Origin of the sequence: Woodsholea maritima DSM 17123 (assembly GCF_000382325.1) — a bacterium.
Classification (GTDB): domain Bacteria; phylum Pseudomonadota; class Alphaproteobacteria; order Caulobacterales; family Maricaulaceae; genus Woodsholea; species Woodsholea maritima.
Genome location: NZ_KB908058.1, coordinates 45973 through 72893, shown reverse-complemented (window position 1 = coordinate 72893; position 26921 = coordinate 45973). Strand labels below are relative to the sequence as shown.

Below are 26921 nucleotides of genomic sequence, written 5' to 3'. Positions count from 1 at the left end.
TGGAGTTGGCTTAGCAATCTCGGCTCAAAGCCCCCAGCGGCTCCAATGGCTCTCGGTTTCTAAGGTCTCCGCACCGGCTTTGACCGCGCTTGAGGTCAGGCGCGACAAGAGACCCGGTTTAGACGGGGCCAGCATCTTCATCTTCACGCTATCGCCATAGCGTTCACGCAATTCCGCGCGCAGATCCAAGATCTGATCGACCAGACCCAGCTCCAAAGCTTCAGCGCCGGTATAAACCGCACCCGAAAACAGCTCCGGATCGTCTTTCAACTTATCGCCGCGGCGCGAGGTCACCAACTCTTTAAAGGTCGCATGGATCGAGTCCAAAATCGCGCGCAGGCGCTTCTGGCCAAACTCTGTGCGGGGGCTAAAAGGGTCATTCATGGATTTATTATCGCCCGCAGTATCCATGCGCCGTTCAATCCCGGCCTTTTCCATCAGATCGGTAAAACCAAAGCTCGCCGCGATGACCCCGATTGAGCCCACAAGGCTGGAAGGATCACAGATAATCTCATCGCCCGCACACGCGATCATATAACCGCCCGAGGCGGCATAATCTTCGCAATACGCCATAACAGGTTTTTTCTTTTCTTCGGACAATTGGCGGATGCGATCATGGATCAGCTTGGACTGCACCGGGCTGCCCCCCGGCGAATTGATCAAGATCACCACCAAGGGCGCGCTGGAGAAATTAAAGGCTTGGGCCAGCAATTTCTCGACTTTTGCCAAATTAATGGCCTGACCAGACCTGGCCCCCGGGGCAATGACGCCTTCCAGGCGCACCACAGGGATGATGACGCTTTTTTCGGTCAAATCCTTGAAAAAACTAGAAAGACCAGAGGTCAAATCGTCCAGAAAGCTCATTCGCCAAGTCCCCTAAAATGTCTCGAAGTCCTAGATGTGAGGTGATTAAACGCTTAAAGCAAGGGGGTGATCCCCATCAGCACCGATTTCACCCGTGGGTTATACTGATCATCGTCTTGATGCATGATAATAGGGCTTAAAAGTGTCAACGGGGCTTTGGCGTGTTTGCGCGCATGGACAATCACCCGTTTAGCCGGTTCCCCCTCGCGCGGATGAATGGGCTGAATGCGAATCTCGCCCGCGCGCTTGCCCAATCCGGCCAAAATCTCGCCCAGATGATCAGCGCGGTGAATAAGGCTGATCGTGCCGCGCCCGCGCAGCGCCGCGATGGCGACATCCATCCAAACCTTGATAGGCTCACTGGCGATCCAGCTTTGCACCTTTTGATCCTTGGGGGCACGAAGGGCCTTGGGATCTTCAAAAAAGGGCGGATTGAAAAAGACATGATCAAAGCCTGACACGGCCACCGTCTTAATATCGCCGGTGATGACACTGACCCGCGCGCTTAGATCATTGAGCGCAATATTTTCACGCGCCAGCGCGGCCGCGTTTTCATCACGCTCCACCCCTACACATTCGCTGTCTGGGAAAAAACGCGCCGCACATAAGAGGCCCGCTCCGGCCCCGCAGCCCAGCTCCAACACCCGCTTACCGGGCTTCACCGGCAGACTGCCCGCCAGCAAGACCGGATCAATCCCGGCGCGATAGCCAATTTTGGGCTGGCGCAGCGTGATCTGGCCGCCCAGAAAGGCATCTTCGGTATAGGCGCTGTCTGGCTCTAAGCGGGGCTCACTCACGCGCGCTCATCCTTTTCCATCGCCAAGCCCGCCTCTTCAAAGCCGTCTTGCAAGGCGCGCTGTGCGGCGGCGTAATCCTCATCATCAACCATCACCCGGCGCTGGATCCAGGGCAGCGCCCCGCCATACAGCGAAGCGGTTTCCCCATCCAGTACGACATGGCCAATCCCTTGCCCGTTCAATAGCGCTTCGACAAAGCTCAAGCGCACCGGATCTTGCGTTTTAAAGACCAATTTCATCGCCTGTGGACCTTTCCTCGGTGAACGGATGCAGATGCGGCATCTTATACAGTGCTGCATTCTTGCCCGATTTGCATTCCCTACCTATTGTGCGATCCGATTTTGGACCACATCAAGGGGCAGAGCGGATCTTTATCCGCGAATATCTATGGATCTCAAACTTCCCAACCCAGTTACGCGCCTGAGCCAAATGGCGAAAGCCGATATGGCCAGTGTCGATCGCCTGATTATCGAGCGTATGGGCTCCCCGGTCCCGTTAATTCCTGAACTGGCGCGCTATCTGGTTGAGGCTGGAGGCAAGCGCATTCGTCCCCTGATCACGGTCGCCGCCGCGCGCATGGTCGGGTATGAGGGCGAAGGTCATGCCATGCTGGCCGCCGCGGTGGAATTCATCCACACCGCGACCTTGTTGCATGATGATGTGGTTGATGGTTCGGATTTGCGCCGTGGCAAGACGGCTGCGAACTTGATCTATGGCAATCCGCAAAGTGTATTGGTCGGTGACTTCCTGTTCGCGCGCGCCTTCATGTTGATGGTGGATGCGGGCAGTATGGATGCCCTGCATGTGCTTTCGCGCGCGGCTTCGATCATTGCCGAGGGTGAGGTGCGCCAGCTGGAAGCGGCCGGTCATATCGACATCCCGGTCAGCGATTATATGGCGATTATCGAAGCCAAAACGGCGGCGCTCTTCGCGGCAGCTGCTCAAGTCTCGCCCATCATTGCCGGACGGCCCAAGGCCGAGGAAGACGCGCTGGAGACCTATGGGCGCGAGCTGGGCCTGGCCTTCCAATTGGTCGATGATGCGCTTGATTATGGTGGGCTGGCGGTGAAGCTGGGTAAAAATCTCGGCGATGATTTCCGCGAAGGCAAGATGACTTTGCCGGTCGCGCTGGCGCTGAACAAAGCCGATAAGAATGAGCGCGCCTTCTGGCAGCGGGTCATGGTCGAAAAAGTCCAGAATGACGGCGATTTCGATACGGCGCTGAACATCATGAAGCGTCACAATGCGCTGGAAGACACCCTGGCCCAGGCCCGCGCCCATGCCCAGACCGCGCAAGATGCCTTGGCGATTTTCCCGAAAAACCCCTGGTCCGAAGCTTTAGCGAAGCTCGCTGAATTTGTGGTCGATCGCGCGCACTAAGCCGTAAATCAATAGGCCGTTTTCTCAACGCCCTGGCTATAGGCAAAGCTGTGGATGCGGTAATAAATAACCGTAAAGGCAAGGCTGGCGAGCACCAAGGCGATGAGTTTCAAGACCACGGGTCCCGTTGCCACGGCCACGGCCAGCCCCGAACACGCTGTCGCGCCACAGGCATAGGCTTCGGCTGCGCGCGCATGAGAAATCCCGGCACGCAGCAGCATCTGATAGGCATGCTCACGATGAGCCGCCAGACTGAGCCGACCCGCGCGGGCACGCTTTAACAAGGTCAACAAGACATCCCCGACAAAGGGCAAGACCAAAAGCGGGATCAGCCACACCGTGCCGGGATAGCCCTTCACCGCCAGCGCCAATCCGCCCGCGCCCATGACCGCTCCACAAAACAGCGAGCCGACATCCCCAGCAAAAATCTTCGCCGGATCCCAGTTGAGAAGCGCAAAACCTGCTAAAGCCCCGGCCAGGGAAAAGCCCGCATAGGCCGCCAGCGGCACATCCTGCATAATGCCCATAACCCCCAGGCCCACCCCGGCGGGGAACATGCCCGCGACCAGCATGCCATTGGCCCCATCCATAAAATTCGTGGCATTGATCACCACAAACAGGAAAAGCGCCGATCCAAGAAGACCCACCACAAAGGGTAAGGTGACATGGACATGGCCGGTAAACTCAATCAGCATCACCGGTTGGGCAAACCAGACATAAAGCCCGATGGTGAGCACCATGATTGTGAATTTCAACTTCGCCGGTAAGGACAATAAATCATCGGTGAGGCCCAAACCGCCCATCACAAGAGCAAATATAATCAGCTTCACGAGCGCCAAGGCATCGGGATCGGCAGGGCTGGGCACGGTTGAAGCCAGCGCGAGCGCCAGCATGAAGCCCGCAACAATCCCAATCCCGCCCGAACGCGGTGTGGGGCGAAGATGGCTGGAGCGTGCATTGGGAAAATCAAGGACAGCACCGCTGACGGCCAGCCGCGTCACCGCCCAGCCCATCAAGGCGGCCGGTATGACCAAGCCCATGGCCCCCATCGCGAGTAAATTCATCTCTACCCCCGCAGCGCGCCTATAAAAGCGCGCTTTTAAACGTCACCGCTTCGATCCACCAGCCCGCATGGCGCGCCTTCAGGGTCTGCGCCGCAGCGTGGGCTAAATCGTCATTCGCAAACAGCGCAAAGCATGTCGCGCCCGAGCCTGTCATACGAACCAGATCCGCGCCGTCAAGGCCGCAAAGCTCGCCCAGCACCGTCTCAATAATCGGGGCCTGGGCCAGGGCGGGGGCTTGCAGATCATTGCGGGTCTTAGAAAGACACAGGATCGCCGAGGCGTGATCACCGGCAAAGGGCAAGGCGCCTTCGGACAAAGCCGCGACCGGCGCGCTATCATAGGCGGCAAAGACCGGACCTGTAGGCACGTTCACGCGGGGATTGACGAGCACGCCATGAAGGCTGGGCCAAGCCACAAGGGGTGAGATTTTCTCCCCCCGCCCGCGCATCACCAAGGGGCGATTATAGACGCAGGCCGGAACATCCGAGCCCACAACCGAGCCAATTTCAGCCAATTGCTTCACGCTCAAATCCAGGCCCCAATATTGCGCCAAGCCCCGCAAGGCCGCAGCGGCATCTGCAGAGCCTCCGCCAAGTCCCGATTGCAAAGGCAAACGCTTGTGCAAGGTCATGCGCGCGCCCAGATCGGGATTATCCGCAACCGCGCGCAAGGCATAGGCCGCCTTCAAGACCAGATTATGCGGCTCTTCGCGCAGGATGTCTGCGCCCTCCCCTTCAATGGTGAGGCTCAGCCCCTCACCCTGTTCGATCAGCAATTGATCACCGACAGAGGCAAAGACTACGAGGCTATCGAGCGGGTGATAGCCATCCAGACGCACCGGACCGACATGCAGGCTGAGATTGACTTTGGCGGGCGCAAATTCAGTCAGCATGGATTAGGCCTCGCTCGGCGGAAAGGGTTCAGCCAGACGCGCTTCAAAATGAGCGCGCTGATCTGGTGTTGGGTCAAGATTCAAGGCATGACGCCATTGAAAGCGTGCTTCGAGATGGCGGCCCACCTGCCAATAGGCATCGCCCAAATGGCCCAGCACCGTGGCACTGCCGGGACGTAAAACGGCCGCGCGTTCCAAAATCTCAACCGCCTCATCATAGCGGCCTAGAACAAAATAGCCCCAACCCACACTATCGAGGACCGAGCCATTGGTGGGCTCAAGCCGGGCGGCACGCTCAACCATGGCGAGCCCCGCCTCGACATCAATGTCCAGGATAATCCAATTATAGCCCAGATGGTTGAGGATACGCGCATTGTCGGGGTCGAGTGCCAGCGCGGCTTGATAATGGGCCTCAGCCGCATCCCAATCGCCCAATTGTTGCTCACAAACCCCGGCATAATAATGCCAACGCCAATCGATATCAGCCCCTTGAAGGCCCGCATCGCTCAGAACGGCTTCATAAATCACCTTGGCGCCGGCGTAATCGCCCTTCATGCGCAAGATATCGGCCTGCAACAAGCGCGGTTGAATGCGCCCGCTTGCGGCGAGGTCTTGAGCGCGAATATAGGCGGCCTCGTGATCACCCATGCGATAGGATAGCCAAGCCGCTGAGACCTGAGCCTGTTCTGAAAACGGCCCCGAGCGGGCATGGTCATAGAGCGCCAAAGCGGCTTCATCCATGTCCAGGCGCTCTAAAATCTCAGCCAAAAAGAAGGTGTTATGCGCAAGATCAGGGTCAAGATCTTGCACCACGCGCAAATAGAGCGCGGAGAAATCCGCTGTGGATTGATTAGCCAGGATCGCACTTAATGGGAAGAGCGCGCGCGCGGCATATTGCGTATCGCTCCAGCGCTTTGGCGCACGCCTTGATGTGCGCGCCCGGTTCAGCGCATAGCTGACATCCCCGCCATCATTGCCGCGCGCGATTTGGGCTTCATAAAGCGTAATCGCATCGTCTTTACGGCCCTGACGTTCCAAGAAATGCCCATAGAGCGTGGCGACATAGCTTTTCAGCGAGGATGTCGCCAAGGCCCCACGATAGGCATCTTCGGCGGCGCGCACCTCGCCTGCAGCATCAAAAAGAAGCGCCTGATGAATGCGCACATAATCGGCCGTGCCCGCAGGCAGTTCCAAGTCTTGCGACGCCACCAAGGCCGCATCAAACTGGTCGCGCGCGATCAAATGCCAATGGGTCACAAGATCATCGAACAAAGTTCCAAATGCGCCCAATCCCGACACGTCAATATCAGGTACGGCGCTGCGCCGGCGTATATCATGCAGGCTATCGGCTTTCAGATATAGCCGCGACAGCCCTGCACTGGCCGGATCATCCAAGGTGTGGTGAGCGGCCTCACGCGCTTGATCGAAATCACCATTGAGCAGCGCGGCATAGAAGGTGCGCTCTGAAAGATAAGAAGAGGCTGGGTCCACGGACAAGGCCTCCGCATACAAACGCGCGGCATCGTCCAAGGCCCGATTATTGCCCGCATAGCGCCCCGCCAGGAAAGGCCCATACGCACTTTGTGGGCTGGCGTCCGGGGGCAAGAAGCCCCCATTGGACGTCACGCACCCCGACAAGACAGCCGCTCCGATGGCAAGACAAGCCCACTGACGCATAGCCGCTCCTGGCGTTAAAACCGAAACTTAAAAAATAAACTTACATATTCGGATAGTTAGGACCGCCCCCGCCTTCGGGTGTTGTCCAGTTGATATTCTGGTTCGGATCTTTGATATCGCAGGTTTTACAATGCACGCAGTTCTGGGCATTGATCACGAAGCTTTTCTCACCCGTCGCCTCATCAGCCACCCATTCATAAACGGCCGCAGGGCAATAGCGCGCCGACGGGCCTTCAAAGACGCCCAGCTCGCTGTCCTTTTGCAGTGCCAAATCCGCCACCTTCAGGTGAACGGGCTGATCTTCTTCATGATTGGTGTTGGAAATAAACACCGAAGACAACCGATCAAAGGTCAGCACATTATCCGGCTTGGGATAGTCGATAGGCTTATGCTTGGAAGCGGGCTCTAAGGTCTGATAATCGGCCTTGCCATGGCTTAAAGTGCCGAAAATCGAGAAATTCAACAGATGGTTGGTCCACATATCGAGACCGCCCAGCGCCACACCCAAAACGGTGCCAAAGCTCGACCAGAGCGGTTTCACATTGCGCACCTTGTGCAATTCTTCCTTCACCCAGGAGCTTTCATAGGCTGCGCCATAGGCGCTCAGCTCATCACCTTCGCGCCCTTCAGCCAGGGCCGCGACAATCGCCTCGGCCGCCATCATCCCCGACTTCATGGCGTTATGGCTGCCTTTGATGCGCGGCAGGTTCACAAAACCGGCTGAACACCCGATCAGAGCCCCGCCTGGGAAGGTGAGCTTGGGCACAGATTGATAGCCGCCTTCGGTAATCGCACGCGCGCCATAGGATAAACGCTCCGCCCCCTCAAAGATCGGCTTGATCGAAGGGTGGGTTTTCAGCTTCTGAAACTCACCAAAGGGGAAGGTATAGGGATTTTTATAATTGAGGTGGACCACAAAGCCGATGGCGACCAGATCTTCGCCAAAGTGGTACATGAAAGATCCCCCGCCAGTATCCCCAGACAAGGGCCAACCCATGGAGTGTTTGACGAGGCCCGGCTTATGATGCTCAGGCTTAACCCGCCAGAGCTCTTTCATACCGATGCCGAATTTTTGCGGGTCTTTACCCTTAGAGAGGTCATAGCGCGCAATCAGCTTTTTCGCCAAAGACCCGCGCGCCCCTTCGCCGATCAAGGTATATTTGGCGCGCAATTCCATACCCGGCTGGAACATATCGCCGGGGGTGCCATCGCGTTTAACGCCCATATCCCCGGTGATCACCCCCTTGATGACACCATCTTCCTCGATCAGCTCAGCGGCGGGAAAGCCGGGATAAATCTCAACGCCTAACCCTTCGGCATGGGCGGCCAGATAGCGCGTGAGATTACCCAGCGAGCCGATATAGCAGCCATGATTATGCATAAACTCGGGCATGGAGAAGCTGGGGAAGGTCAGTTCACCGGCCTCACCCAGGAAGACGAATTTATCATCTTGAACTTCGGTGTCGAAGGGCTGCGAATCATCCATGCGCCAATCGGGCATCAACTCATCAAGCGCCTTGGGGTCGAACACCACACCCGACAGGATGTGTGCGCCCACCTCGGAGCCTTTTTCCAGAACGGCGATGGAGATCTCCTCGCCATTTTGATCTGCCAATTGTTTCAGACGGATGGCCGCTGATAGACCCGCAGGACCAGCGCCCACGATGACCACATCAAAGTCCATCGATTCCCGTTCGATCACAGCCTCGCCCATAACCTCTCCTTCGCCGTTTCCGCCTTTGCCCATTCTTGTTGCTTCTTTTTCTGGGCTTTATACGAGTCTTAGCTTAGATGTTAACGCACAGCCAGACCTCTACGCGAGGCCCCATCACACTAAACGCAGCCAAAACCGCAAACGATCCCCTTGGCCATGACCCTTCACCTCAGCCCCGAACAGATTGCCGCGTTAAAAAGCACGCTCGATTGGTGGGCGCGTCATGGGGTGGAGCCCTTGCCGGAAGCGACGCCGGGCCCGCGTTCCAGCGCGCCGCGCGCATCTGCGCCCAGTCCAAATCCAGCCCAGCCCACAGCCTCGGCCGCCGCGGCCCGCGCCGCAGGGTTTCGCCAGCCCAATCCAGAGGATGATGGCCTCGCCCTGGCCCAATCGGCGGGCGATCTTGAGGCCCTGCGCGCTGCGCTAGAACGGTTTGAGGGCTGCAATCTGAAAAACACCGCGCGCAATCTGGTGTTTTCACGCGGCAATCCCAAGGCGCGTTTGATGATTATGGGCGAAGCCCCTGGACGCGAAGAGGACGAAGCCGCCCTTCCCTTTGTCGGTGAGGCTGGCCAGCTGCTCGATAAAATGCTCGCCGCGATCGGTTTGGCTGAGGATGATGTTTACATCACCACGATCGTGCCCTGGCGACCACCGGGTAATCGCAAACCCACCGAAGGTGAGGTTGAAGCGTGCCTACCCTTTGCCCAGCGCCATATCGCCTTAAAAAACCCAGACCTTCTGGTCTTTGCCGGCGGGCTATCGGCCCAGAGCCTTTTGAAATCCAAGACCGGGATTATGAGCCTGCGCGGGCGCTGGCACGATTATGCCATTGACGGCAAAACCATCGCTGCCCTGCCTATGATCCACCCGTCATTCCTCTTGCGCCGTCCCCAGGAAAAGGCCAAGGCCTGGCAAGACCTTCTGGCGTTAAAAACACGGCTCGCGGCTCTTTAATGGCTTGATCGGCACGCGCGCTTGGGCTTGGATCGAGCCATCATTTCGCGCCCTTGCTTCAGGAAACCGCCATGTCTTTGACCCGCCAGCTTATCCCCGCCTATACCCAAATGCTTGAAGCGCTATCAAGCTGGCTCAGCAAGGCTGAGGCGCAATTGGGCGCAGACAAGGGCGAAGCTCTGCTTCGTGCCCGCCTTATCGAGGATATGTATCCGCTCGCCACGCAAGTGCGCTTCACCTGCCTCCAGGCCTATGAAATGGCTCAGCGTTTAAAGGGGGAGGCGCTCAGCCCCGTGACGCAAATCCTCACCGAAGAAGGCCGTCAGGGCGGTGATAATCCGGGCACACTCAATGATGCGCAAGCGCGCCTCCACGCCGCCATTGCCGCACTGAAAGCCGTGCCAGACACAGATCTTGACGGTGAAGAAACGCGCGAGATCGCTATTGATTTACCCAATGGCATGATTTTCGACATGACCGGTGAAGCCTATGCGCGCGACTGGGCCGTGCCGCAGTTTTATTTCCACCTGATGATTGCCTATGCGATTTTGCGCGCGGGCGGGGTAGATCTGGGTAAGGCCGATTATGTCGGCCATGTCTTCAAATATCTACGCCCCGGCACGATGCCTGGAGCCTCTCAAGGCTAGGCGGACACTTCTTTAATGCCCTACCGGCTATCGCCTATTTGAGGGCGGTCGTCCTTGCGGGCTAATCGCCCGATTATCCTCCCCTGCGAAGCATGAACTTAGACCAAGACTTGTCATCCCGGGCAAACGTAGTGCGACCCGGGATCTATAAACATAGCCATCACGCTCAATAGTTCCCGGCTCAAGGCCGGGATGACAGTTTTGATTTCTGTCATGCCAGACTTGATCTGGCATCCCTGCCGTGAGCTTGACGATTATTCTGGCCGATCAGAACCTTATTCAACGCTTCGGGTATGGACCCCAAATCAAGTTTGGGGTGACAGGTATGAGACCTGTCCTCCCCTGCGAAGCGGGGGAGGTGGCCGGTACGGCCGGAGGGGGCGTTGTGTGTTGTATCCTCGCTTCGCTGCGCACGCGCGTTCGCGCTTGCGACCCCTCTGGGGTCGATGGACCCCGGATCAAGTCCGGGGCCGCGTAGAGGCAACTCTCAACCGGGTTCCCGGACGAACGAGAGTGAGATCCGGGACCCATACTTCATATTCTCACAGCAAAGCATAGACTTAAATATAATACTGTCATCCCGGGCAAACGTAGTGCGACCCGGGATCCATTGAGCTTGCCATCAAGGCATATAGATCCCGGCTCAAGGCCGGGATGACAGTTTTGATTTCTGTCATGCCAGACTTGATCTGGCATCCATGCCGTAAGTTTGCATCACATTCTGATTGACCAGAACTAAGCTCAACCCGTCCAGCATGGACCCCGGATCAAGTCCGGGGCCGCGTTGCTAGCTATAAAAAACCGACCCGGACCCCGGCCAAACCCTTAACAGGAATCCACAGCGCGCGCGCATTTTGTTCTTTTTTTGTTCCGAACTTTTGCTACACTCAGGCCATGACATTCCAAGGCCCCCCTCCGCGCGCTTCAACGCCTTTACCCGCCCCTTTGCAGCCTAAAGGGCGCGGCGCGCGCTCGAACACCTCTGGTCGGTTCGAGGCACAAAGCTATGAACCCTTTGATGATGGCTGGAGCCAGGATCCTGCACCCAAACTGCGCACCACCCTGCTCAAAGATCGCTCGAAATCCATCATCTCCTACAATGACAGCCCGGACTTGCATTTTGACCGCTCGCTCAATCCCTATCGCGGCTGCGAGCATGGGTGTGTCTATTGCTATGCCCGGCCCAGCCATGCCTATTGGGGCTATTCACCGGGGCTCGATTTTGAATCGAAGATTTTCTATAAGCCCAATGCCATTGAGCTGTTAGAGAAAGCCTTCCAGAAAAAATCCTATGAGGTTCAGCCCATTATGCTGGGGGCCAATACCGATGCCTATCAGCCGGTAGAGCGTCAATTGCGTATCACCCGCTCGATTTTGGAGCTTTGCCTGAAATACCGCCACCCCGTGGGCCTGATCACCAAATCCACCGGCATTGTGCGCGATCTTGATGTGCTGGCAGAGCTGGCCCAGCTGAATCTGGCGCGCGCGGCCATCTCTATCACCACGCTGGATCCCAAGCTGGCGCGCGATATGGAACCGCGCGCCGCGACCCCGGTCCGCCGCCTGGACGCCCTGTCTCAGCTTAAGGCCGCGAGCATTCCCGCCACCGTGATGATGGCCCCCATTATTCCCGGCCTTAATGATCGCGAGATTGAGCCCCTGCTTAGCGCCGCGAAAGAGGCCGGTGCGGGCTCGGCCTATTATGTCTTGTTGCGCCTGCCCTTAGAGATCAAGGATTTATTTTATGAGTGGCTGGGCGATATTCGCCCGCAAAGCGCCAAAAAGATCATCTCTCTTATTCGCCAGACCCGCAATGGCAAAGACTATGACAGCCGCTTTGGCCAGCGCCAAACCGGGGAAGGCCCCGTGGCGGACATGATCGCGCAACGCTTCAATCTGGCGCGCAAAAAACTGGGCCTGAAAGAGGCGCGCATGAGCCTGCGCACCGATCTCTTTGAGCGCCCCTTGGACGATGATAGACAGGCGAGCTTATTTTGACAGGGAAGGCCAAAGCGATGGATGGATTTGATGATTTTGCCGGGATTGATGAAGCCGGACGCGGACCGTTAGCGGGCCCCGTGGTCGCAGCGGCGGTCATCCTCCCCCAGGATCTCAGCGAATTACAAGGCCTTGGCGATTCCAAAGCCTTAAGCGAGAAGAAACGCGCCGCCCTCGCGCCCCTCATTTATCGCCACGCGCTTGTTGGGGTAGGAATTGCCGAACCGGAAGAGATTGATCGGCTGAACATCCTACACGCCACAATGATCGCCATGGTGCGCGCGGTGGAGCATTTACCGCGCCGCCCGGTGAAAATTTTGGTCGATGGTAACCGCCTGCCGCCCATCGACATTCCCGGCGAAGCGATTGTCGGCGGGGACGCGAAAATCGCCGCGATTGGGGCCGCTTCGATCATCGCCAAGACGCTGCGCGATGAAATTTTATGTGCAGCAGAAAAAAGATTTACAGGATTTGGCCTGGCCAAACATAAAGGATATCCCGCCCCGGTCCACAGAAAAATCTTGACAGAACAAGGCCCTACCCCAATTCACCGATTCTCCTATGCCCCGGTGAGGCATCTGTGCGAATCGATTCGGCCTTAACTCTGTGTTAGGCGTATCATTTCAAGCCTGATGGTCTGAAGGCTTTTAAAAGGATGCGTGTGGTGTCAAGCGGACTGCCCATCGATAAAATTATTCACGGCAACTGCGTCGAGGTGATGCAAAGCTTGCCGGATAACTGCGTGGATCTGATTTTCGCAGATCCCCCTTATAATTTGCAATTGGGCGGTGAGCTGCACCGGCCCGATAATTCGCGTGTGGATGGGGTTGATGCTGAATGGGACCAGATCGGGGATCATGATGATTATGATCTGTTTTCATGTGGTTGGCTAGATGAAGCGCGCCGGATTTTGAAAGATGATGGCGCGATCTGGGTGATCGGCAGCTATCATAATGTTTTCCGCCTGGGCACCTTCCTGCAAGATATGGGCTTTTGGATCATGAATGACGTGATCTGGCGCAAGTCCAATCCAATGCCGAATTTCAAGGGCACCCGCTTTACCAATGCTCATGAAACGCTGATCTGGGCTTCAAAGCATAAGCATTCCAAGCCCACCTTCAATTATGCCGCCATGAAGGCGCTCAATGATGGGGTGCAGATGCGTTCGGACTGGACCTTGCCGATTTGCGCGGGCGCAGAGCGGATCAAGACCGAAGCGGGAAAGAAAGCGCATCCAACCCAAAAACCTGAAGCCTTGTTGCACCGGGTTTTGTTGGCGACCTCTGATCCGGGACAAGTTGTGCTCGATCCTTTCTTCGGCACCGGAACAACGGGCGCGGTTGCGAAGAAATTGGGCCGTCATTTCATCGGTATCGAAGCCGATGCGGGCTATGTGGAAGTCGCGCGCAAGCGCATTGAAGCGATCGAGCCCGGTGCCTCTGACGCTTTGAAAGTCACCCAGTCCAAACGTGCTTTACCGCGCGTGCCCTTTGGCAATCTGGTCGAAGCGGGCCTGGTCAAACCCGGTGACACGCTCTATTGCGCGCAAGGGCGTCGCACCGCGCGCATTCGCGCCGATGGCTCCATCGTGGGCGGCGGCGAAAGCGGGTCCATCCACCAGATCGGGGCTCATGTGCAATCGGCCCCCAGCTGTAATGGCTGGACTTTCTGGCATATCCGTCGCGCGGGCACTTTGGTGCCGCTGGATGTGTTGCGCGCTCAGATCCGCGCGCAAATGGAACCCACGACCGCCTAAACCGGGTGTGACAGCGCCTTTAAGCCCGCCTTGGCGGCCTTGGCCATCACACTGGGTAGGCCCACCGTTTTTAACGCCTTCAGATCGGCCCAATGCCCCGCATTGGGCCGATAGTCCTTCGGGGCCATCGCGCACCAGACCTGAAGCTGCAAGGTGAAATGGGTGAAGACGTGGGTCACCACCCCACCCGCCTGCCAATCGGCCGCAAAGGGTTCGGCTTCAATGCGCGCTGGCAAGCCTTGCTCCGACCAAACCCCACCCGGCAATTCCAACATCCCGCCCAGAAGACCCTGATCCGGGCGCGCGCGGACATAGAATGTCCCTTCACGGTGAATAAAGAACACATGGCCATAGCGCTGGGGCTTGGCTTTTTTGGGGAGTTTTTTCGGGTAGGCCGTTGGCTGACCCAAGGCATAGGCTTGACACGCCGACTGCCAGGGACAGATCCCACAGCTGGGCGATTTAGGCGAACACACGGTCGCGCCCAGATCCATAATGGCCTGGGCATAATCATGCGCGCGCACCGGATCGGCGATCTCACCGGCTAACGCCCGGATTTCGGGCTTGGATTTAGGCAGCGGCGTATCCAGCGCGTAAAGACGCGAAATGGCACGCTCCACATTGCCATCCACCACATTAGCTGGGCGGTTGAACGCAGCGGCAGCAATCGCATGGGAGGTATATTCCCCCACCCCCGGCAAAGCGCGAAGCCCCTCTATCGTATCGGGGAACACCCCGCCCAAGTCAAAGGCCACCACTTGTGCGCAGGCATAAAGATTGCGCGCACGCGCATAATAGCCCAGCCCCGCCCAGGCGGCCATGACGTCTTCGCGTGGGGCCTTCGCCAAATCTTCGACGCGCGGCCAACGGGCCAAAAAATCATGCCAATAGGGGGTGGCATGGGGCACGGTGGTTTGCTGCAGCATGATTTCAGACAGCCAGATCGCATAAGGATCTGGCACCACACCGGCCGCGCGATCGTCCGGCCGGATCCGCCAGGGAAGGCTTCGTCCCTCCCGATCATACCAAGCCAGCAAGCGCGCACGCAGATCTTCAACTTTATCGACTGCGCTCATCCGCTTTTCCCATGACGCTCATCTTGCCAATCGCCCCGATCCCAAGGCACAATGCCAGACATGGTTTATCAGCGCCCCACGTCAACTCTGCACCGCAGACGCATCTCTAAAACCGGCCAAGATGGCGCGCATGATCGCGACAGCCTGGCCTGGGCCGAAGCCCATCGCGGTAAGCCTGCCTATAAAACCGCGCCCAGCGCCGGGCGTGCCGTGGCGCGGGTGGTAAAGCCCCTCTCCGATCAATTTGGCATGTCGGCCAATCAGTTGGCGGCTAAATGGTCACTGATCGTGGGGCAACGTTTGGCCCAGTGGAGCTATCCTGAACGTCTTCATAATGGTGCGCGCGGTTTGACTTTGGTGGTGTGCGCCCGCGGGCCAGCCGCTTTGCAGATCGAGGCCCAAAGCCAGCTGATTTTGCAGCGTATTCGCGATTATACCGGCAAATCCCCCAGCGCGCTTCAGGTACGCCAGGGCGTCATTAAAAAGGATGAGGTCAGCGGCTCTCCCCTGGAAGGTCGGATCACGAAAGTGTCAACGCCCACCCTGACGAGGGCCACTGACACCGATGCGCGTTTAGCGCAATGTTTTGCAGACTGGGACCGCGAAATAGCGGCCCAAAACCAGCCGAGCCGAAAACGCTAACGCTAAAGTCACATGCGGGGGACGCCATGACGCTTAAACTCATTCAAAGTGCGCTGTGCGCCAGCCTTCTCAGCGTCGGCGTATTCAGCGCCAGCTTGGCGCAAGACACCGCCCCGGCTGCGATAGCCTCTATGATTGATCTTTCAGAGCGCCCCGATGACAACGTCAAAGGCGACCATGATGCGCCGCTGACCTTGATCGAATATGCCTCCGTGGCCTGCCCTCATTGTGCACATTTCCATGACACAGCCATGCCCGGCATCGAAGCCCAGATTGCGGCAGGCAATGTGCGCTTTATCTTTCGTGAAGTGATCGCAGGGCCAGAACAGCTGGCCATTGCCGGCTTCATGCTGGCCCATTGCGCGCCCAAAGAGGATTATTTCACGGTGCTTGATGCCCTCTTCGATCATCAAGACGCGATTTTTGAGGCCGCACCGCGCGTTGGCATTCGCGAAGAATTGTTAAACGCCGCCATCAGTGCCGGCTTCACCGAAGACACCTTCGAAGCCTGCCTGTCCGATCAAAGCCAATTTATGAGCGTGATTGAGGCCCATGAACGTTCCGCCCAGGATGGCTTTTCACGCACGCCCAGCTTTGTCCTCAATGGCAAAGTGCTAAGCGCGATAGAAATAGAGGGGCCGGAACGCGCAGTTTTCAGCCTGGATGGCGAACCTCTCCTGATCGAGGGTGCACCGGTCGCCTATTCCCAAGACGGCGATGTCTGGGCGCATGTCCTGTCCTCGCTGGCAGAAAATCCACCCCAATAGGCGCGCTGCGTCACAATTGTGTCAGTAGCCCCACTACCCCCTAGCCCAAGCGGGGCAAAGTCGGTTAGAACAAGCCCTTAAGTGTGCATGAGGAGGGAAAGCCCATGGCTTTGATGAAATCTGTTTTGGCCGTCAGCGCCAGCGTAGTCGTGAGCCTGGGCTTGGTGGCCTGTGGCGATAACGCGAATTCAGGCCAAGGCGGGCATAGCGCCTATGAGCGCGAGGGCGATTTTGCCAAAGGCAATCCCAATGCGCCCTTGACCCTGGTGGAATATGCTTCAGTGGCGTGCGGTCATTGCGCGACCTTCCACGAAGACGCGATGCCTGGCGTTGAAGAGCAAATTGAAGCGGGCAATGTGCGCTTCGTTTTTCGTGAAATGCTGACCGGTCAGCCCCAAGTCGCCGCCGCAGGCTTTATGCTCGCCCATTGTGCTGGCGAAGACAAATATTTCGACATGGTCGACATCCTCTTCGATCAGCAACGTGCAATTTTCGAAGCCGGTCAGCGCGGGGCCATGCGCCAGCAATTGTCAACGATTGCGCGCTCTGTCGGCTTTAGCGAAGCCGAGTTCGAGGCGTGCCTGACCAATCAAGAGATTTTGGACGAAATCACCAACAATAATAAGCGCTCCAGCGATGATGGTATCACCGGCACGCCTTCCTTCGTTGTTAATGGCAAAACCCTCAGCTTTACCCGCATGGAAGGACAGGACACCCCTGTCTTTGCTTTGGATGATGAGCCAATTTTGATTGATGGCGCGCCCTTGACCTATACTTTTAATGCTGAGGACTGGTCACGGGTTCTGGCCCATCTGGCCGCGGAACAGCAAGGCTAAGCGCTCTTAATATACCTACGAAAAGCCCCATGGCCACCATGGGGCTTTTTTTGTGAGGCAAGGCGAGGCGCGACGCAGTTCATGAGCTTAAAACCGGTTGACCGGCCCCACCCTTTTGCTCACCCTAGATCATAGGTCTAAAGGGGCCTGGGCCTTGGCGAACAGGCCGGATCAAAGGGATATATACGGCCGTGCAATTTACTCAGCTTCGTCTGGCGGGATTTAAATCCTTTGTCGATCCGGCGATGCTGCACATCGATCCCGGATTAACGGGGATTATTGGCCCGAATGGCTGTGGTAAATCCAATCTATTAGAGGCCCTGCGCTGGGTGATGGGCGCGACCTCGGCCAAATCCTTGCGCGGCGGCGAGATGGATGACGTCATCTTCGCGGGCACGGACAAGCGCCCCTCGCGCGATCGCGCCGAGGTGACGTTGTGGGTCGATAATAGCGATAAACGCGCGCCAGCACGCTTTAACGACGCCGACACGCTGGAGATTATTCGCCGGATCGTGCGCGGTCAGGGCTCGAATTATAAAATCAATGGCGAGGAGGTGCGCGCCAAAGATGTCCACCTTCTGTTTGCTGATGCCGGAACCGGGGCCAATTCGCCCGCTTTGGTGCGCCAAGGCCAGATCTCTGAACTGATTGGGGCCAAGCCCCAGAACCGTCGTCAAATCCTGGAAGAAGCCGCCGGTGTTTCGGGCCTTCGCGCCCGGCGCAAGGAGGCGGAGCTACGCCTGAAAGCGGCGGAGACCAATTTAGAGCGCCTGCAAGATGTCGTCGATGGCCTCAATGCGCAGTATAATGCCCTGCAACGCCAAGCCAAACAGGCCGGGCGCTATCGCGAGCTATCTCAATCGCTGCGCCATTTTGAGATTCTGATCTGGGTTCATCGCCTGGAAGAGGCCGCGTCCCATATTGAGACAGCCCAAAGCGACAGCGAAGCGTGTGAAAAGGCTGTGCAATCGGCACTCGTTGCCCAAGCCAACGCCACCCATCGCACCGAAGCCTTGATCAGTTCGCTCGATCCCCTTCGCACCCTTGAGCGGGAGACCAGCGCCGCCCAACGCGAGATTGAAAAAGAGCGTGACCGGCTGGAGCGTGATGAGGCTGAGGCCCGCGCCACGCTTACCCGGTTAGAGGCCCGCCTTGGCGAGTTGGATAAAGCCTTGGGCCGCGAACGTGACCTGACCCAGGAAGCGCAACATAGCCTTGATCGCCTGAACCGCGCTATCGCCCGCTTGGTCGAGGAGCAACAGGGCGAAGGCCCTGCCCTGCAACGCGCCAATGCTGCGACCTTGCATGCTGAAAAACAAAGGGCGGATGCGGAAAAGCTGCTGGATGCACGCGCCAGCGAGGGGGCGCAAGCCAAGGCCGCCTTTGAAAGCGCCCAGCGTGAAAGCCGTCAGGCCGATCACCGCCTGACCCGCTTACACACCGATTTGAGCCAGGTTGAGCGTCAGATCGAGACATTGAAATCCCAAGGGGCCGGGGATATTCCCGCCTTGGAAGCGCAACTCAATCAGCATCGCACAGCGCTGGATCAGGCGCGCCAGCACTTAGAGGCGTTAGAGGCAGAGCGCCCGGAGCTGGAACATAAAGTGCGCAGCGGCGATGATGCGGCGCGCGATGCCAGCGGTGAGCTGTCCGCGCTGGAAAAGGAAAAGACCAGTTTAGAACGCCTTTTGGTGCGCGCCGATGAGGGCTTTAGCCCGATTTTGGATCATGTGCGCGCCCAACCGGGTTATGAAAAGGCACTGGCGGCGGCGTTGGGCGAAGATTTGAACGCCGCGCTGGATCCCCATGCGCCGCGCTATTGGCGCTTGGGCGCATCATGCGCCGCGAGCCTACCCGAAGGCGTGGCCCATTTGGGTCAATTTGTCGATGCACCGGCAGAACTGGCCGCACGCCTAAGCGCCATTGGTGTGGTTGAAGTTGAAGAGTTTGAGGCCCTTTCCCACCAGCTTAAAACCGGTCAACGTCTGGTGACCCGCGAGGGGGCCTTGGCGCGCTGGGATGGCTTTATGCAAAGCGCGTCTGCGCCCTCTGCGGCGGCCGCGCGCTTGGAAACGCAAAATCGGGTCAAAGCCTTAGAGGGCGACATATCACGCGCAACGCGCCTACGCGATGAGACGCGCGATACCCTCTCGCGCCTGCGCGCCCAGCTTAACGCTCATCAAGAGGCTTTAAATACCGCGCGCAACGCCGCAAAAGCCGCTGAGCAGACTTTGCGCACCCAGGAAGCTCACTTCAATCAAGAACAAACCCGCCTGGCGCGCCAGGAAGCGCAACTTCATAGCGCGGCGTTTAATCAAAGCCAGATCACGGATCAAATCGCCCAAGCCAAAACCGAGCTGAGTGAAGCCCAAGCGCGTATGGTCGCCGCGCAAACGGCCCTGCCCGCCCCGGATGGGGTGGAGCGCGCGCGCGAGGCGGCCGACCGTGCACGCGCCGCCGCCGCCGATACCCGTGCCGCGTTAGAATCACTCAAACGCGAAGCCCAAAGCCGCGCCCATCGCCTCAAAGCCCTGGAACGCGAGCGCGATGACTGGCAGGCCCGCCAGGATAAAGCCCACAGCCATATGCAAGCGGCACAAGCCGAACGCACTGAGACCGAGGCCGCCTTTGCGGCTGCGATGGATAAGCCCGAGCAATGCGCGGGCGCACGCAACGCTCTGCTCGAGCGCTTGGTCAAGGCCGAATCAGATGCGCGCCATGCCCGCGATCAAGTGGTGCGCGCGGAGGCCGATCTGCGCGAAGCCGATCTTCACCTGCGTCAAGCCGAAAAAGAAGCCGGCAGCGCGCGCGAAAAACGCGCTGTGGCGGTGGAAAAACTCAAAAATGCCCGCGAACGCCTCAACGACTTGATGGAAGAGGCTGAGGACACGATCGGCGAGCCCCCGGCCAAGCTGGCTCAAGAGGCTCAAAACAGCGAATTCGCGCACTTAAGCGCCAGCGAGCTGGATCGCCGCGTGCGTGAGCTACGCGAGGCGCGTGAACGCCTGGGCGCAGTGAATCTGCGCGCTGAGGAAGAGGCGACTACTCTGGATGAAGAGCGCCAAAACCTGATCACCGAGCGCGATGACTTGATCGAAGCGGTCGCGCGCCTAAGAAAAGCTGTGGATACTTTAAGCCGCGAGGGACGTGCGCGCCTGCTCGAGGCTTTTGATGTCGTTCACGGCCATTTCAAAGACTTATTCGTGACCTTGTTTGGCGGGGGCCATGCTGAATTACGCCTGACAGAACATGATGACCCTTTAGAAGCCGGGCTGGAGATTTTCGCCTGCCCGCCAGGCAAAAAGCTCGACAATATGAATTTGATGTCAGGCGGGGAGCAGGCGCTGACAGCGGCCGCGCTGATCTTTGCGGTCTTCCTCTCTAATCCTGCGCCAGTCTGTGTGCTCGACGAGGTGGATGCGCCCTTGGATGATGCCAATGTCGATCGCTTTTGCCGAATGCTGGAGCATATGCGCACCCTCACCAAGACCCGGTTTTTGACCATCACCCATAACCCGGTCACCATGGCGCGTATGGACCGATTATTCGGGGTCACGATGGGCGAACGCGGCGTCTCGCAGCTCGTCAGTGTAGATCTTAAAGCGGCAGAAAAACTGCTGGCTGCAGAATAATCGGCGAAAACCAAATTTTTCAAAGCCTTGCATACACACTTGTCTTGCTTGACAGTATTTAGACCCGCTTATAGGGTGCGCGCGCCTATCAGAGCGATTTGATAGGTGTGCAAACCGCCATGTCTCAAGGGTCTATCATGCCCAAACCCCCGTCTGAGGACGATACGGATTTCGAGCGACGCCTTAACGCTAAGCTCGCCGCTCGTCGCGCCGAAGACGCCAAGCGCAATGCAAGCCCCAATGGATGGGCGCTCGGTATGCGCTATGGGACAGAGTTTGCAGCCGGGGTTCTGGTTGGCGCGGCCTTAGGCTATGGCGCAGACCGGCTTTTCGGCTGGAGCCCGTTTGGGATCTTGGCGGGTGTACTTTTAGGTTTCGCAGCGGGCACTTTAAATGTAGTTCGCGCTGCAGCAGAGGTTAATGCTGGGCAATCGGGCGAATCTTCCGATAAACCCCAGTAGGTTTTTTGATAGAGGCGGCGGGGCAACCCGTCGAAGGGCTGGACGTGGCGGACGCGACGAATCCGATCAAGCAGTTTGAAATCCATCCAGTGTTCAATTTTGACCTGAATGGCATTGATCTGTCTTTCACCAATTCCAGCTATTTTATGGTTTTGTCTGCCGTTTTGGTGACAGGCCTGTTATGGATGGCCATGGGCCGCGCCGCGCTGGTGCCTGGGCGCGCGCAATCGGTCGCCGAAATGCTCTATGAATTTGTCGCCGGTATGATCCGCTCGACAACGGGTAATGAGGGTCTGCGTTTCTTCCCGCTGGTCTTCACCCTCTTCACCTTTATCTTGATGGGTAACATGCTGGGCATGTTCCCTTACTTCCCGGCTCCGGGCTTCCACGGCTTTACCTTCACCTCTCACATCATTGTCACCTTTGCGCTGGCGATGATCGTGATCCTGACGGTGATGGGATTTGGCATCTATAAGCACGGGCTGAAATTCTTCTCATTCCTGTTTCCCGCTGGCGTGCCATGGCCGCTATACGTCCTGTTGACCCCGATTGAGCTGATTTCTTTCATCTCTCGGCCTATCACCTTGGGTGTTCGTCTGTTTGCCAACATGTTGGCCGGGCACATCCTGTTGAAAGTGTTTGCCGGTTTCGTGGTCATGCTGGGCGCAGCAGGCGGTGGTCTGGCAATCGCAGGCATTTTGCCTTTCGCGATGGCGGTCGCTTTGACCTCGCTGGAATTCCTGGTTGCGTTCTTGCAGGCCTACGTCTTTGCCGTTCTGACCTGCATTTACCTCAATGATGCTTTGCATCCTGGCCACTAGACGATTATCCAGGACCAAGTATCACCTTCTTCACTTTTCCAATCCAATAGCGATCATCTAAAGGAGTATCGACATGGAAGCAGAAGCCGCAAAATACATCGGTGCTGGCCTGGCCTGTTTTGGTATGCTGGGCGCAGCCCTGGGCGTGGGTAACATCTTCGCCAGCTTCTTGACCGGCGCCCTACGCAACCCATCTGCCGCACAATCTCAGTTCGGTAACTTGATCTTCGGCTTCGCCGTAACCGAAGCTTTGGGCATTTTCTCTTTGCTCATCGCTCTGCTTTTGCTGTTCGTGGTATAAGACCCACGTCTGACAGTTGATGATCGCCTCCAAGCCGAAGCCTCAGCCCCATATGCGGGTTGGCTTCGGCTTCGAGCGTTCACATGAGGCTTCTATGAGTCTCCCTTATACTTCTCTTGGCCTTCTATTCTCGGGGAGGATGCCGTGACGGCGCCGGAACAACACGGGCATACCGCTGAACATGCCGCCCACGCGGCGCAAAGCGCATTTCCGCCCTTTGACCCTACTTATTTTGCTTCACAGCTCTTCTGGCTCGCGATCACCTTCGCTGTGCTTTACCTACTTTTATCAAAGTGGGTCTTGCCGCGGATCGGTTCTGCCATCGAGGAGCGTCGTGACCGTATCGCCGACGATTTGGACGCCGCTGCCAGCATGAAAAGCCAGGCTGACGAAGCCGTGCGCAATTACGAGCAGGCCCTGGCTGAAGCGCGCACCAAGGCCCATGGCCTGGCCGCTGAGGCTAAAGCCCAGGTCGACGCGAAAATCACCGAAGAAACCGCAGAGGTTGACGCGAAATTGGATGCTCAGGCCAGCGACGCTGAAGCCCGCATTCAAGAGGCTAAAGACAAAGCCTTGGCCGAAGTCGATGCTATTGCGGCTGAAACCGCGATCGCGATTTCTGCACAATTGACCCAACTTGATGTTGCCGAAGCGGACGCCCAAAAGGCCGTCGCCAAAGCCAAACAGGGAGCCTAAACCATGTTTCAGGATCCAACTTTTTGGGCTTTCCTTTCGCTGATCGTCTTTTTCGTCGTGATCGTCTTCGTCGGTGCGCCCAAGGCCATCGCCAAAGCGTTGGATGATCGCGCTGAAGGCATCCGCAAAGAACTGGACGAGGCACGCCGCCTGCGTGAAGAAGCCCAGGAAATGCTGGCGACTTATGAGCGCCGCGCGCGCGAAGCCGAAGCGGAAGCTGAAGCGATCATTGAGCAAGCCAAAGCCGAAGCCGAACACCTGCGCGAGAATGCCAAGCTTGAGCTCGCGCAACGCATTGAGCGTCGCACCCAGATGGCTGAACAGCGTATCGCTCAAGCCGAAGCCCAAGCGACCAAGGAAGTGCGCCAGATGGCCGCTGATTTGGCCGTAGAAGCGACCAAAGGCCTTCTGCAGACCACCCTCACCAAGACGCAACGCAACGCGCTGGTGAAGGCTGACACGGCCATATTAGGCGACAGTCTGAACTAGTCTCAGTTCTGTAGGTACAAAGAATGAAGGCGCATCGTTCGATGCGCCTTTTCTTTTACCTAAATGTCAGGGCTTTTTATTCACCAAATGCGCCTTTGAGCTTATTCCAAACCCAGGGAAAACGCTTCAACGTCGTCGTGATGAAGGTATGAGCGCGCGTTGACGTGGCCGCTAGGATAATCAGCGAAATCACAAACAGCGGTAAGCCAAAGGGTAAGGGAATAAAGAAGAGCGGAATAGAAATCGCCATTAAAAACAAGGCAAAGGCCGCCCCTATCGCCCGGGCGATAACGGTTACAACACCAGCAATAGGATGTTTCGACCATCCATTCGTGGACTCGTTTAGGGCCACACCAACCACCTTATTGTTATCAGATCCCCACTCTTAGGATCATTTTGGGTACTCTCGCCCTGCTTACAAGGCTTCATATGCTTACATAAGCAGTGGATGTGAAGAATCCATGTCTTTTTGCGGGCGGTGTGGCGCCAATCCCGCGCCACATTTAGTTTTTGACCTAGGCTTTGAACACCCAAAAATGGGCCAGTAGGTAATTGATCCCCATCGCCAGGGCAGATCCACTCATCAAAGCCATAACAATCACAAACTGAGTGGACCCAAAGATCACAACGATGAGGCTGTAAGCGACAAAGTTGAGCGTAAGCCCCCCGATTTGCGCCGCGACATATCGCAAAAATTGACGCCAAAGTGGGACCGTTTCTCTTCGCCCCGCAAAGGTCACAAAGCGATTAAGCACCCAAGTCAGCACCACTGCAGCGATAAACGCAAGGGCGCGCGCAAGATAGGGGTTAACAAGCTCAAAATGCGTCAGGCTCAACGTGATCGCACTATCGCATAGAAAACCTAGCCCACCGGCGAAGGCGAACTTCAAGATGCGCCCAGAATGCGCGCCGATCATGGGTGGGGATCTTTAAGATGCACCGGTAAAACAGGAATGGCTAAATAGGCAAAACGCTTTACGTTTTTATGCCCTCGCGACACTGTTCCTAAAATCAAACCGGCGGTGAAGTTAACCGCACTAAGCATCATCAGGCCAACGGCCAGCACGGCAGACGGAAGTTTAGGCACCAAGCCGGTTTGGAAATATTCAATGATGACCGGCGCCCCAACGACCAGGCTTGCTAGAATGCACGCCATGCTGATGACGCCAAAAAACAAGGTGGGGCGGTGATCTTTCAAAAGCTGGAAAATACGAAACAGGATCAAGGATCCATCCTGTAAGGTTTTGAGCTTGCTATGACTGCCCTCAACGCGCTCTTTAAACGCCGTTGGCACTTCATCACACGGCAGGCGCATTTCAAGGGCATGGATCGTCATTTCCGTTTCAATATCGAAACCCTGGGATTGAGCCGGAAAGCTTTTGACGAAGCGCCGCGAGAAGACCCTAAAGCCCGAAAAAATATCCTGAAACTGGCACCCAAATAGTAATTCCACCACCTGATTGAAGATCTTATTCCCAAAGGTATGGCCCTTACGGTGAACCTCATCATGGTCAGGCACGCGCGCACCCACCACCATATCGAGATGGTTAAGGATTAGTCGCTCAATCAAGTCAGGTGCGCGGTCAAAATCATAGGTCAAATCCGCATCAACCATGACATAAATGTCAGCATCAATGTCGCCAAACATCCGGCGCACAACCTCGCCCTTACCTTGATGGGGCTCAAAACGCACGATCGCACCGGCCTTACGCGCCAAGTCAGAGGTATTATCGCTAGAGTTATTATCAAAGACATAGATGTCAGCGCGCGGCAGAACGGCGCGCGCCTTGTCAATGACAGCTTCGATAGACAGCGCTTCGTTATAAGCAGGCAGTAAAATCGCAAGGCGATACGCGTTTAAATCGACAGACACGATTTCCCCCTCAAGCCGCAGCTTGTCGCTTCAACATATAGGCACCAAGTCCTGAAAAAAAACACGCCAGGGCTAAAAAGCCAAACCCCATAAAGGGGTAAGCCAAGCTCTGCATCTGGGCCAGATCAATCAGGCACGCCCCTTGCGGCCACACGATATGCTTGGTCTCAGCCTGTTTAATCGCGCACCCTGAATAGAGTGCCAGCAACTGCAACCATGCCCAGGCTGTGAAAACAAGCGTATAGGCGCTCAAACTCCATACGCCCCAACGCTGCCAGCCCTTTTGTGGCCAGGCCAAAGCCAGAATAAGCGCCAAGGCAGGGGCCAAGATATGTAGATACCATCCCGGTATCCCTACCCCCTCACCCGTCAACGCAATGCGCAGCATCATATGATAGCTGAGCCCACCCAGCATGGGCACCAGAACGAAGAGTGGTAAAGCGTCTTTCAGTCTTTGCAGGCGCAATCGCCACGCCCAACGCAGACCTAAACCCGCGACGAGCACACAGGGCCCGATCAGCATCCATTCTGCAGGGCGGGCCAGCGACCAGCTACCCGCCCAAACAAAACTCGCCGCGATCGCGCTATAGCCGCGCACCAGGGCAAAGGGGGTCACTTCGCGCAGGAAGTTGAGGAAAACCCCGCCATCCTTATCAAATTGCAGCATTTCATCGCCGCCGATGATATTGCCATACGCGGTCCATTTATAAAGATACCAGCCCACGCCAATCAGCCCGGCAAGGCCCAAAGCCAAGACCCCATAGGTCAGCCAATAGCGCCCACCGGTTTGCCACGCACGCAGCGCAATATAAACGGTCAAGCCGGCCGAGATCGGGATAAAGAACGCCTTGGTCCACAATCCCGCCCCCAACGCGAGGCCCAAAACGATCGCCCAGCGCAAAGGGCGTTTATTCTCTTCCAGCTTTAATAAGGCCGCCCAGGCCAAGGCAAAGCATAGGAGACACAAGCTGTCATTACCCAACCGCGCCATCTCTGGAATGAATTGCGGAACCAGCAAGGGCCAAGCCGCCAGAACCATCACTTGGCCTTGATTGAGGTTTGGCCAAGCCCACCTGGTGAACTCAACACCAATAACCAAGCCACTAAAGGCCAATATCCAACTCATCATACGCAGGGCCAGAAAATGATCCGCCCAGCTCCAGCTTTTCGTGAGCTGGAAAACAGGTTGCAAAATCAGGTAATAAAGTGGGGGGTGCTGAGCCTGCCAATTTAAATGCGCTGTAGGCTGCGTGTTTTGGGGCGGGGTTTGATGGTGAGGCCCAACATTCTGGCTAGGGGCAAAATCGTGATATGTCTGCCCGCCATTCACGTCAAACGGCAGCGCACTAGAATAGGGTAAAGGGCCTGAATAGTCATAAATCGCCTGGTCTAAGCGATCCTGGCCATAGATCGGCATGCGCCCATCTAAGCCCCACCTAGCCAAGGATGACCAATGGGCCGTTTCATCAAAACCTTCAAAAGGGGGGCTTAACGCAATAAACCCACACCCCAAGGCAAAAATCGCGAATAATATCAGCCGATAAGGATGATCAAAAACCCACTGACGAAGCCATGACATAA

At 57.0% G+C, this 26921-nt stretch carries 27 protein-coding genes; 15 read left to right on the top strand and 12 right to left on the bottom strand.

Translation table 11 applies throughout. From position 1 onward, the window contains the following. Nucleotides 1-24 precede the first annotated feature (24 nt). Genes H151_RS0108500 through H151_RS0108490 form a run of 3 tightly spaced genes read right to left on the bottom strand, consistent with a single transcriptional unit; the run spans nucleotide 25 to nucleotide 1900 of the window. Entirely contained in the window at nucleotides 25-864 is an 840-nt protein-coding gene (locus H151_RS0108500) for a S49 family peptidase (RefSeq protein ID WP_019961234.1), read from the bottom strand. Nucleotides 865-917: 53 nt separating this feature from the next. Continuing rightward, nucleotides 918-1661: a tRNA1(Val) (adenine(37)-N6)-methyltransferase gene (locus tag H151_RS0108495; RefSeq protein ID WP_019961233.1), complete on the bottom strand. Its 744-nt coding sequence runs from the start codon at nucleotides 1659-1661 to the stop codon at nucleotides 918-920. Continuing rightward, nucleotides 1658-1900, bottom strand: coding sequence for a putative signal transducing protein (locus H151_RS0108490; RefSeq protein WP_019961232.1), 243 nt, complete (start codon nucleotides 1898-1900; stop codon nucleotides 1658-1660). Before H151_RS0108490 ends, H151_RS0108495 begins: the two co-directional genes overlap by 4 nt. Nucleotides 1901-2048: 148 nt before the next feature. Between H151_RS0108490 and H151_RS0108485 the strand changes: the two genes are divergently transcribed. Further along, nucleotides 2049-3041, top strand: a complete 993-nt coding sequence (locus H151_RS0108485; protein ID WP_019961231.1) for a polyprenyl synthetase family protein — start codon at nucleotides 2049-2051, stop codon at nucleotides 3039-3041. 8 nt (nucleotides 3042-3049) lie between these two features. Here the strand turns inward: H151_RS0108485 and H151_RS15975 are convergent, their stop codons facing one another. From H151_RS15975 to H151_RS0108465, 4 genes are read right to left on the bottom strand one after another with little or no spacing between them, the layout of a single operon-like run. Further along, nucleotides 3050-4105 (bottom strand): MraY family glycosyltransferase, encoded by a 1056-nt coding sequence (locus H151_RS15975; protein WP_019961230.1) that lies wholly within the window; start codon nucleotides 4103-4105, stop codon nucleotides 3050-3052. A 19-nt stretch (nucleotides 4106-4124) separates the two neighbouring features. Then, a complete protein-coding gene (locus H151_RS0108475) occupies nucleotides 4125-4997 on the bottom strand; it encodes a 4-(cytidine 5'-diphospho)-2-C-methyl-D-erythritol kinase (RefSeq protein WP_019961229.1) in 873 nt (290 codons plus the stop codon). Between the two features lie 3 nt (nucleotides 4998-5000). Next, nucleotides 5001-6674 (bottom strand): tetratricopeptide repeat protein, encoded by a 1674-nt coding sequence (locus H151_RS0108470; protein ID WP_019961228.1) that lies wholly within the window; start codon nucleotides 6672-6674, stop codon nucleotides 5001-5003. Between the two features lie 40 nt (nucleotides 6675-6714). After that, complete coding sequence (locus H151_RS0108465; RefSeq protein WP_026353918.1) at nucleotides 6715-8388, bottom strand: electron transfer flavoprotein-ubiquinone oxidoreductase; 1674 nt, start codon at nucleotides 8386-8388, stop codon at nucleotides 6715-6717. A 156-nt stretch (nucleotides 8389-8544) separates the two neighbouring features. Between H151_RS0108465 and H151_RS0108460 the strand changes: the two genes are divergently transcribed. From H151_RS0108460 to H151_RS0108440, 5 genes are all read left to right on the top strand, one after another. Beyond that, nucleotides 8545-9345 carry a uracil-DNA glycosylase gene (locus tag H151_RS0108460; RefSeq protein ID WP_019961226.1) on the top strand — a complete coding sequence of 267 codons (801 nt, stop codon included), beginning with the start codon at nucleotides 8545-8547 and terminating at the stop codon, nucleotides 9343-9345. 71 nt (nucleotides 9346-9416) lie between these two features. After that, complete coding sequence (locus tag H151_RS0108455) at nucleotides 9417-9992, top strand: DUF1993 domain-containing protein (protein ID WP_019961225.1); 576 nt, start codon at nucleotides 9417-9419, stop codon at nucleotides 9990-9992. Between the two features lie 894 nt (nucleotides 9993-10886). After that, on the top strand, nucleotides 10887-11990 hold the full coding sequence (locus H151_RS0108450) for a PA0069 family radical SAM protein (protein WP_019961224.1): 1104 nt from the start codon (nucleotides 10887-10889) through the stop codon (nucleotides 11988-11990). 17 nt (nucleotides 11991-12007) lie between these two features. Then, on the top strand, nucleotides 12008-12592 hold the full coding sequence (locus H151_RS0108445) for a ribonuclease HII (RefSeq protein WP_019961223.1): 585 nt from the start codon (nucleotides 12008-12010) through the stop codon (nucleotides 12590-12592). 53 nt (nucleotides 12593-12645) lie between these two features. Further along, on the top strand, nucleotides 12646-13746 hold the full coding sequence (locus tag H151_RS0108440; RefSeq protein WP_019961222.1) for a site-specific DNA-methyltransferase: 1101 nt from the start codon (nucleotides 12646-12648) through the stop codon (nucleotides 13744-13746). On the opposite strand, the gene H151_RS0108435 is transcribed toward H151_RS0108440, so the two are convergent. Further along, nucleotides 13743-14822 (bottom strand): A/G-specific adenine glycosylase, encoded by a 1080-nt coding sequence (locus tag H151_RS0108435; RefSeq protein ID WP_019961221.1) that lies wholly within the window; start codon nucleotides 14820-14822, stop codon nucleotides 13743-13745. The genes H151_RS0108440 and H151_RS0108435 overlap by 4 nt on opposite strands. A 60-nt stretch (nucleotides 14823-14882) precedes the next feature. Between H151_RS0108435 and H151_RS0108430 the strand changes: the two genes are divergently transcribed. From H151_RS0108430 to H151_RS0108390, 9 genes are all read left to right on the top strand, one after another. Continuing rightward, the gene (locus tag H151_RS0108430) at nucleotides 14883-15464 is read left to right on the top strand and encodes a DciA family protein (RefSeq protein WP_169336729.1); all 582 of its coding nucleotides are present in this window, start codon (nucleotides 14883-14885) and stop codon (nucleotides 15462-15464) included. 26 nt (nucleotides 15465-15490) lie between these two features. Further along, complete coding sequence (locus tag H151_RS15970) at nucleotides 15491-16231, top strand: thioredoxin domain-containing protein (protein ID WP_019961219.1); 741 nt, start codon at nucleotides 15491-15493, stop codon at nucleotides 16229-16231. Nucleotides 16232-16335: 104 nt separating this feature from the next. Next, entirely contained in the window at nucleotides 16336-17067 is a 732-nt protein-coding gene (locus tag H151_RS15965; protein WP_019961218.1) for a thioredoxin domain-containing protein, read from the top strand. A gap of 191 nt (nucleotides 17068-17258) precedes the next feature. Continuing rightward, a complete protein-coding gene (gene smc, locus H151_RS0108415; protein WP_019961217.1) occupies nucleotides 17259-20699 on the top strand; it encodes a chromosome segregation protein SMC in 3441 nt (1146 codons plus the stop codon). Between the two features lie 137 nt (nucleotides 20700-20836). After that, complete coding sequence (locus H151_RS15960) at nucleotides 20837-21160, top strand: AtpZ/AtpI family protein (RefSeq protein WP_233354549.1); 324 nt, start codon at nucleotides 20837-20839, stop codon at nucleotides 21158-21160. Between the two features lie 44 nt (nucleotides 21161-21204). Beyond that, a complete protein-coding gene (locus H151_RS0108405; RefSeq protein ID WP_019961215.1) occupies nucleotides 21205-21981 on the top strand; it encodes a F0F1 ATP synthase subunit A in 777 nt (258 codons plus the stop codon). A gap of 73 nt (nucleotides 21982-22054) precedes the next feature. Beyond that, the gene (locus H151_RS0108400) at nucleotides 22055-22282 is read left to right on the top strand and encodes a F0F1 ATP synthase subunit C (protein ID WP_019961214.1); all 228 of its coding nucleotides are present in this window, start codon (nucleotides 22055-22057) and stop codon (nucleotides 22280-22282) included. Nucleotides 22283-22426: 144 nt separating this feature from the next. After that, the gene (locus tag H151_RS0108395) at nucleotides 22427-22978 is read left to right on the top strand and encodes a F0F1 ATP synthase subunit B (protein WP_019961213.1); all 552 of its coding nucleotides are present in this window, start codon (nucleotides 22427-22429) and stop codon (nucleotides 22976-22978) included. A gap of 3 nt (nucleotides 22979-22981) precedes the next feature. Beyond that, nucleotides 22982-23467, top strand: coding sequence for a F0F1 ATP synthase subunit B family protein (locus tag H151_RS0108390; protein ID WP_019961212.1), 486 nt, complete (start codon nucleotides 22982-22984; stop codon nucleotides 23465-23467). A gap of 76 nt (nucleotides 23468-23543) precedes the next feature. On the opposite strand, the gene H151_RS0108385 is transcribed toward H151_RS0108390, so the two are convergent. The 4 genes from H151_RS0108385 to H151_RS0108370 form a co-directional block, all read right to left on the bottom strand. Continuing rightward, nucleotides 23544-23819: a hypothetical protein gene (locus tag H151_RS0108385; RefSeq protein ID WP_026353917.1), complete on the bottom strand. Its 276-nt coding sequence runs from the start codon at nucleotides 23817-23819 to the stop codon at nucleotides 23544-23546. A gap of 163 nt (nucleotides 23820-23982) precedes the next feature. Further along, nucleotides 23983-24384 (bottom strand): GtrA family protein, encoded by a 402-nt coding sequence (locus H151_RS0108380; RefSeq protein WP_019961210.1) that lies wholly within the window; start codon nucleotides 24382-24384, stop codon nucleotides 23983-23985. Then, nucleotides 24381-25340 (bottom strand): glycosyltransferase family 2 protein, encoded by a 960-nt coding sequence (locus tag H151_RS15955; protein ID WP_019961209.1) that lies wholly within the window; start codon nucleotides 25338-25340, stop codon nucleotides 24381-24383. The genes H151_RS0108380 and H151_RS15955 overlap by 4 nt, the downstream gene beginning before the upstream one ends. A gap of 10 nt (nucleotides 25341-25350) precedes the next feature. Beyond that, on the bottom strand, nucleotides 25351-26919 hold the full coding sequence (locus H151_RS0108370) for a hypothetical protein (RefSeq protein WP_019961208.1): 1569 nt from the start codon (nucleotides 26917-26919) through the stop codon (nucleotides 25351-25353). Nucleotides 26920-26921 lie beyond the last annotated feature (2 nt).

Excerpts from the sequence above, each read along its gene's own strand:
- H151_RS0108500 (WP_019961234.1), bottom strand. The coding sequence starts at position 864 with ATGAGCTTTCTGGACGATTTGACCTCTGGTCTTTCTAGTTTTTTCAAG.
- H151_RS0108490 (WP_019961232.1), bottom strand. The coding sequence starts at position 1,900 with ATGAAATTGGTCTTTAAAACGCAAGATCCGGTGCGCTTGAGCTTTGTC.
- H151_RS0108485 (WP_019961231.1), top strand. The coding sequence starts at position 2,049 with ATGGATCTCAAACTTCCCAACCCAGTTACGCGCCTGAGCCAAATGGCG.
- H151_RS15975 (WP_019961230.1), bottom strand. The coding sequence starts at position 4,105 with ATGAATTTACTCGCGATGGGGGCCATGGGCTTGGTCATACCGGCCGCC.
- H151_RS0108475 (WP_019961229.1), bottom strand. The coding sequence starts at position 4,997 with ATGCTGACTGAATTTGCGCCCGCCAAAGTCAATCTCAGCCTGCATGTC.
- H151_RS0108470 (WP_019961228.1), bottom strand. The coding sequence starts at position 6,674 with ATGCGTCAGTGGGCTTGTCTTGCCATCGGAGCGGCTGTCTTGTCGGGG.
- H151_RS0108465 (WP_026353918.1), bottom strand. The coding sequence starts at position 8,388 with ATGGGCGAGGCTGTGATCGAACGGGAATCGATGGACTTTGATGTGGTC.
- H151_RS0108460 (WP_019961226.1), top strand. The coding sequence starts at position 8,545 with ATGACCCTTCACCTCAGCCCCGAACAGATTGCCGCGTTAAAAAGCACG.
- H151_RS0108455 (WP_019961225.1), top strand. The coding sequence starts at position 9,417 with ATGTCTTTGACCCGCCAGCTTATCCCCGCCTATACCCAAATGCTTGAA.
- H151_RS0108450 (WP_019961224.1), top strand. The coding sequence starts at position 10,887 with ATGACATTCCAAGGCCCCCCTCCGCGCGCTTCAACGCCTTTACCCGCC.
- H151_RS0108445 (WP_019961223.1), top strand. The coding sequence starts at position 12,008 with ATGGATGGATTTGATGATTTTGCCGGGATTGATGAAGCCGGACGCGGA.
- H151_RS0108440 (WP_019961222.1), top strand. The coding sequence starts at position 12,646 with ATGCGTGTGGTGTCAAGCGGACTGCCCATCGATAAAATTATTCACGGC.
- H151_RS0108435 (WP_019961221.1), bottom strand. The coding sequence starts at position 14,822 with ATGAGCGCAGTCGATAAAGTTGAAGATCTGCGTGCGCGCTTGCTGGCT.
- H151_RS0108430 (WP_169336729.1), top strand. The coding sequence starts at position 14,883 with ATGGTTTATCAGCGCCCCACGTCAACTCTGCACCGCAGACGCATCTCT.
- H151_RS15970 (WP_019961219.1), top strand. The coding sequence starts at position 15,491 with ATGACGCTTAAACTCATTCAAAGTGCGCTGTGCGCCAGCCTTCTCAGC.
- H151_RS15965 (WP_019961218.1), top strand. The coding sequence starts at position 16,336 with ATGGCTTTGATGAAATCTGTTTTGGCCGTCAGCGCCAGCGTAGTCGTG.
- H151_RS15960 (WP_233354549.1), top strand. The coding sequence starts at position 20,837 with ATGCCCAAACCCCCGTCTGAGGACGATACGGATTTCGAGCGACGCCTT.
- H151_RS0108400 (WP_019961214.1), top strand. The coding sequence starts at position 22,055 with ATGGAAGCAGAAGCCGCAAAATACATCGGTGCTGGCCTGGCCTGTTTT.
- H151_RS0108390 (WP_019961212.1), top strand. The coding sequence starts at position 22,982 with ATGTTTCAGGATCCAACTTTTTGGGCTTTCCTTTCGCTGATCGTCTTT.
- H151_RS0108380 (WP_019961210.1), bottom strand. The coding sequence starts at position 24,384 with ATGATCGGCGCGCATTCTGGGCGCATCTTGAAGTTCGCCTTCGCCGGT.
- H151_RS0108370 (WP_019961208.1), bottom strand. The coding sequence starts at position 26,919 with ATGTCATGGCTTCGTCAGTGGGTTTTTGATCATCCTTATCGGCTGATA.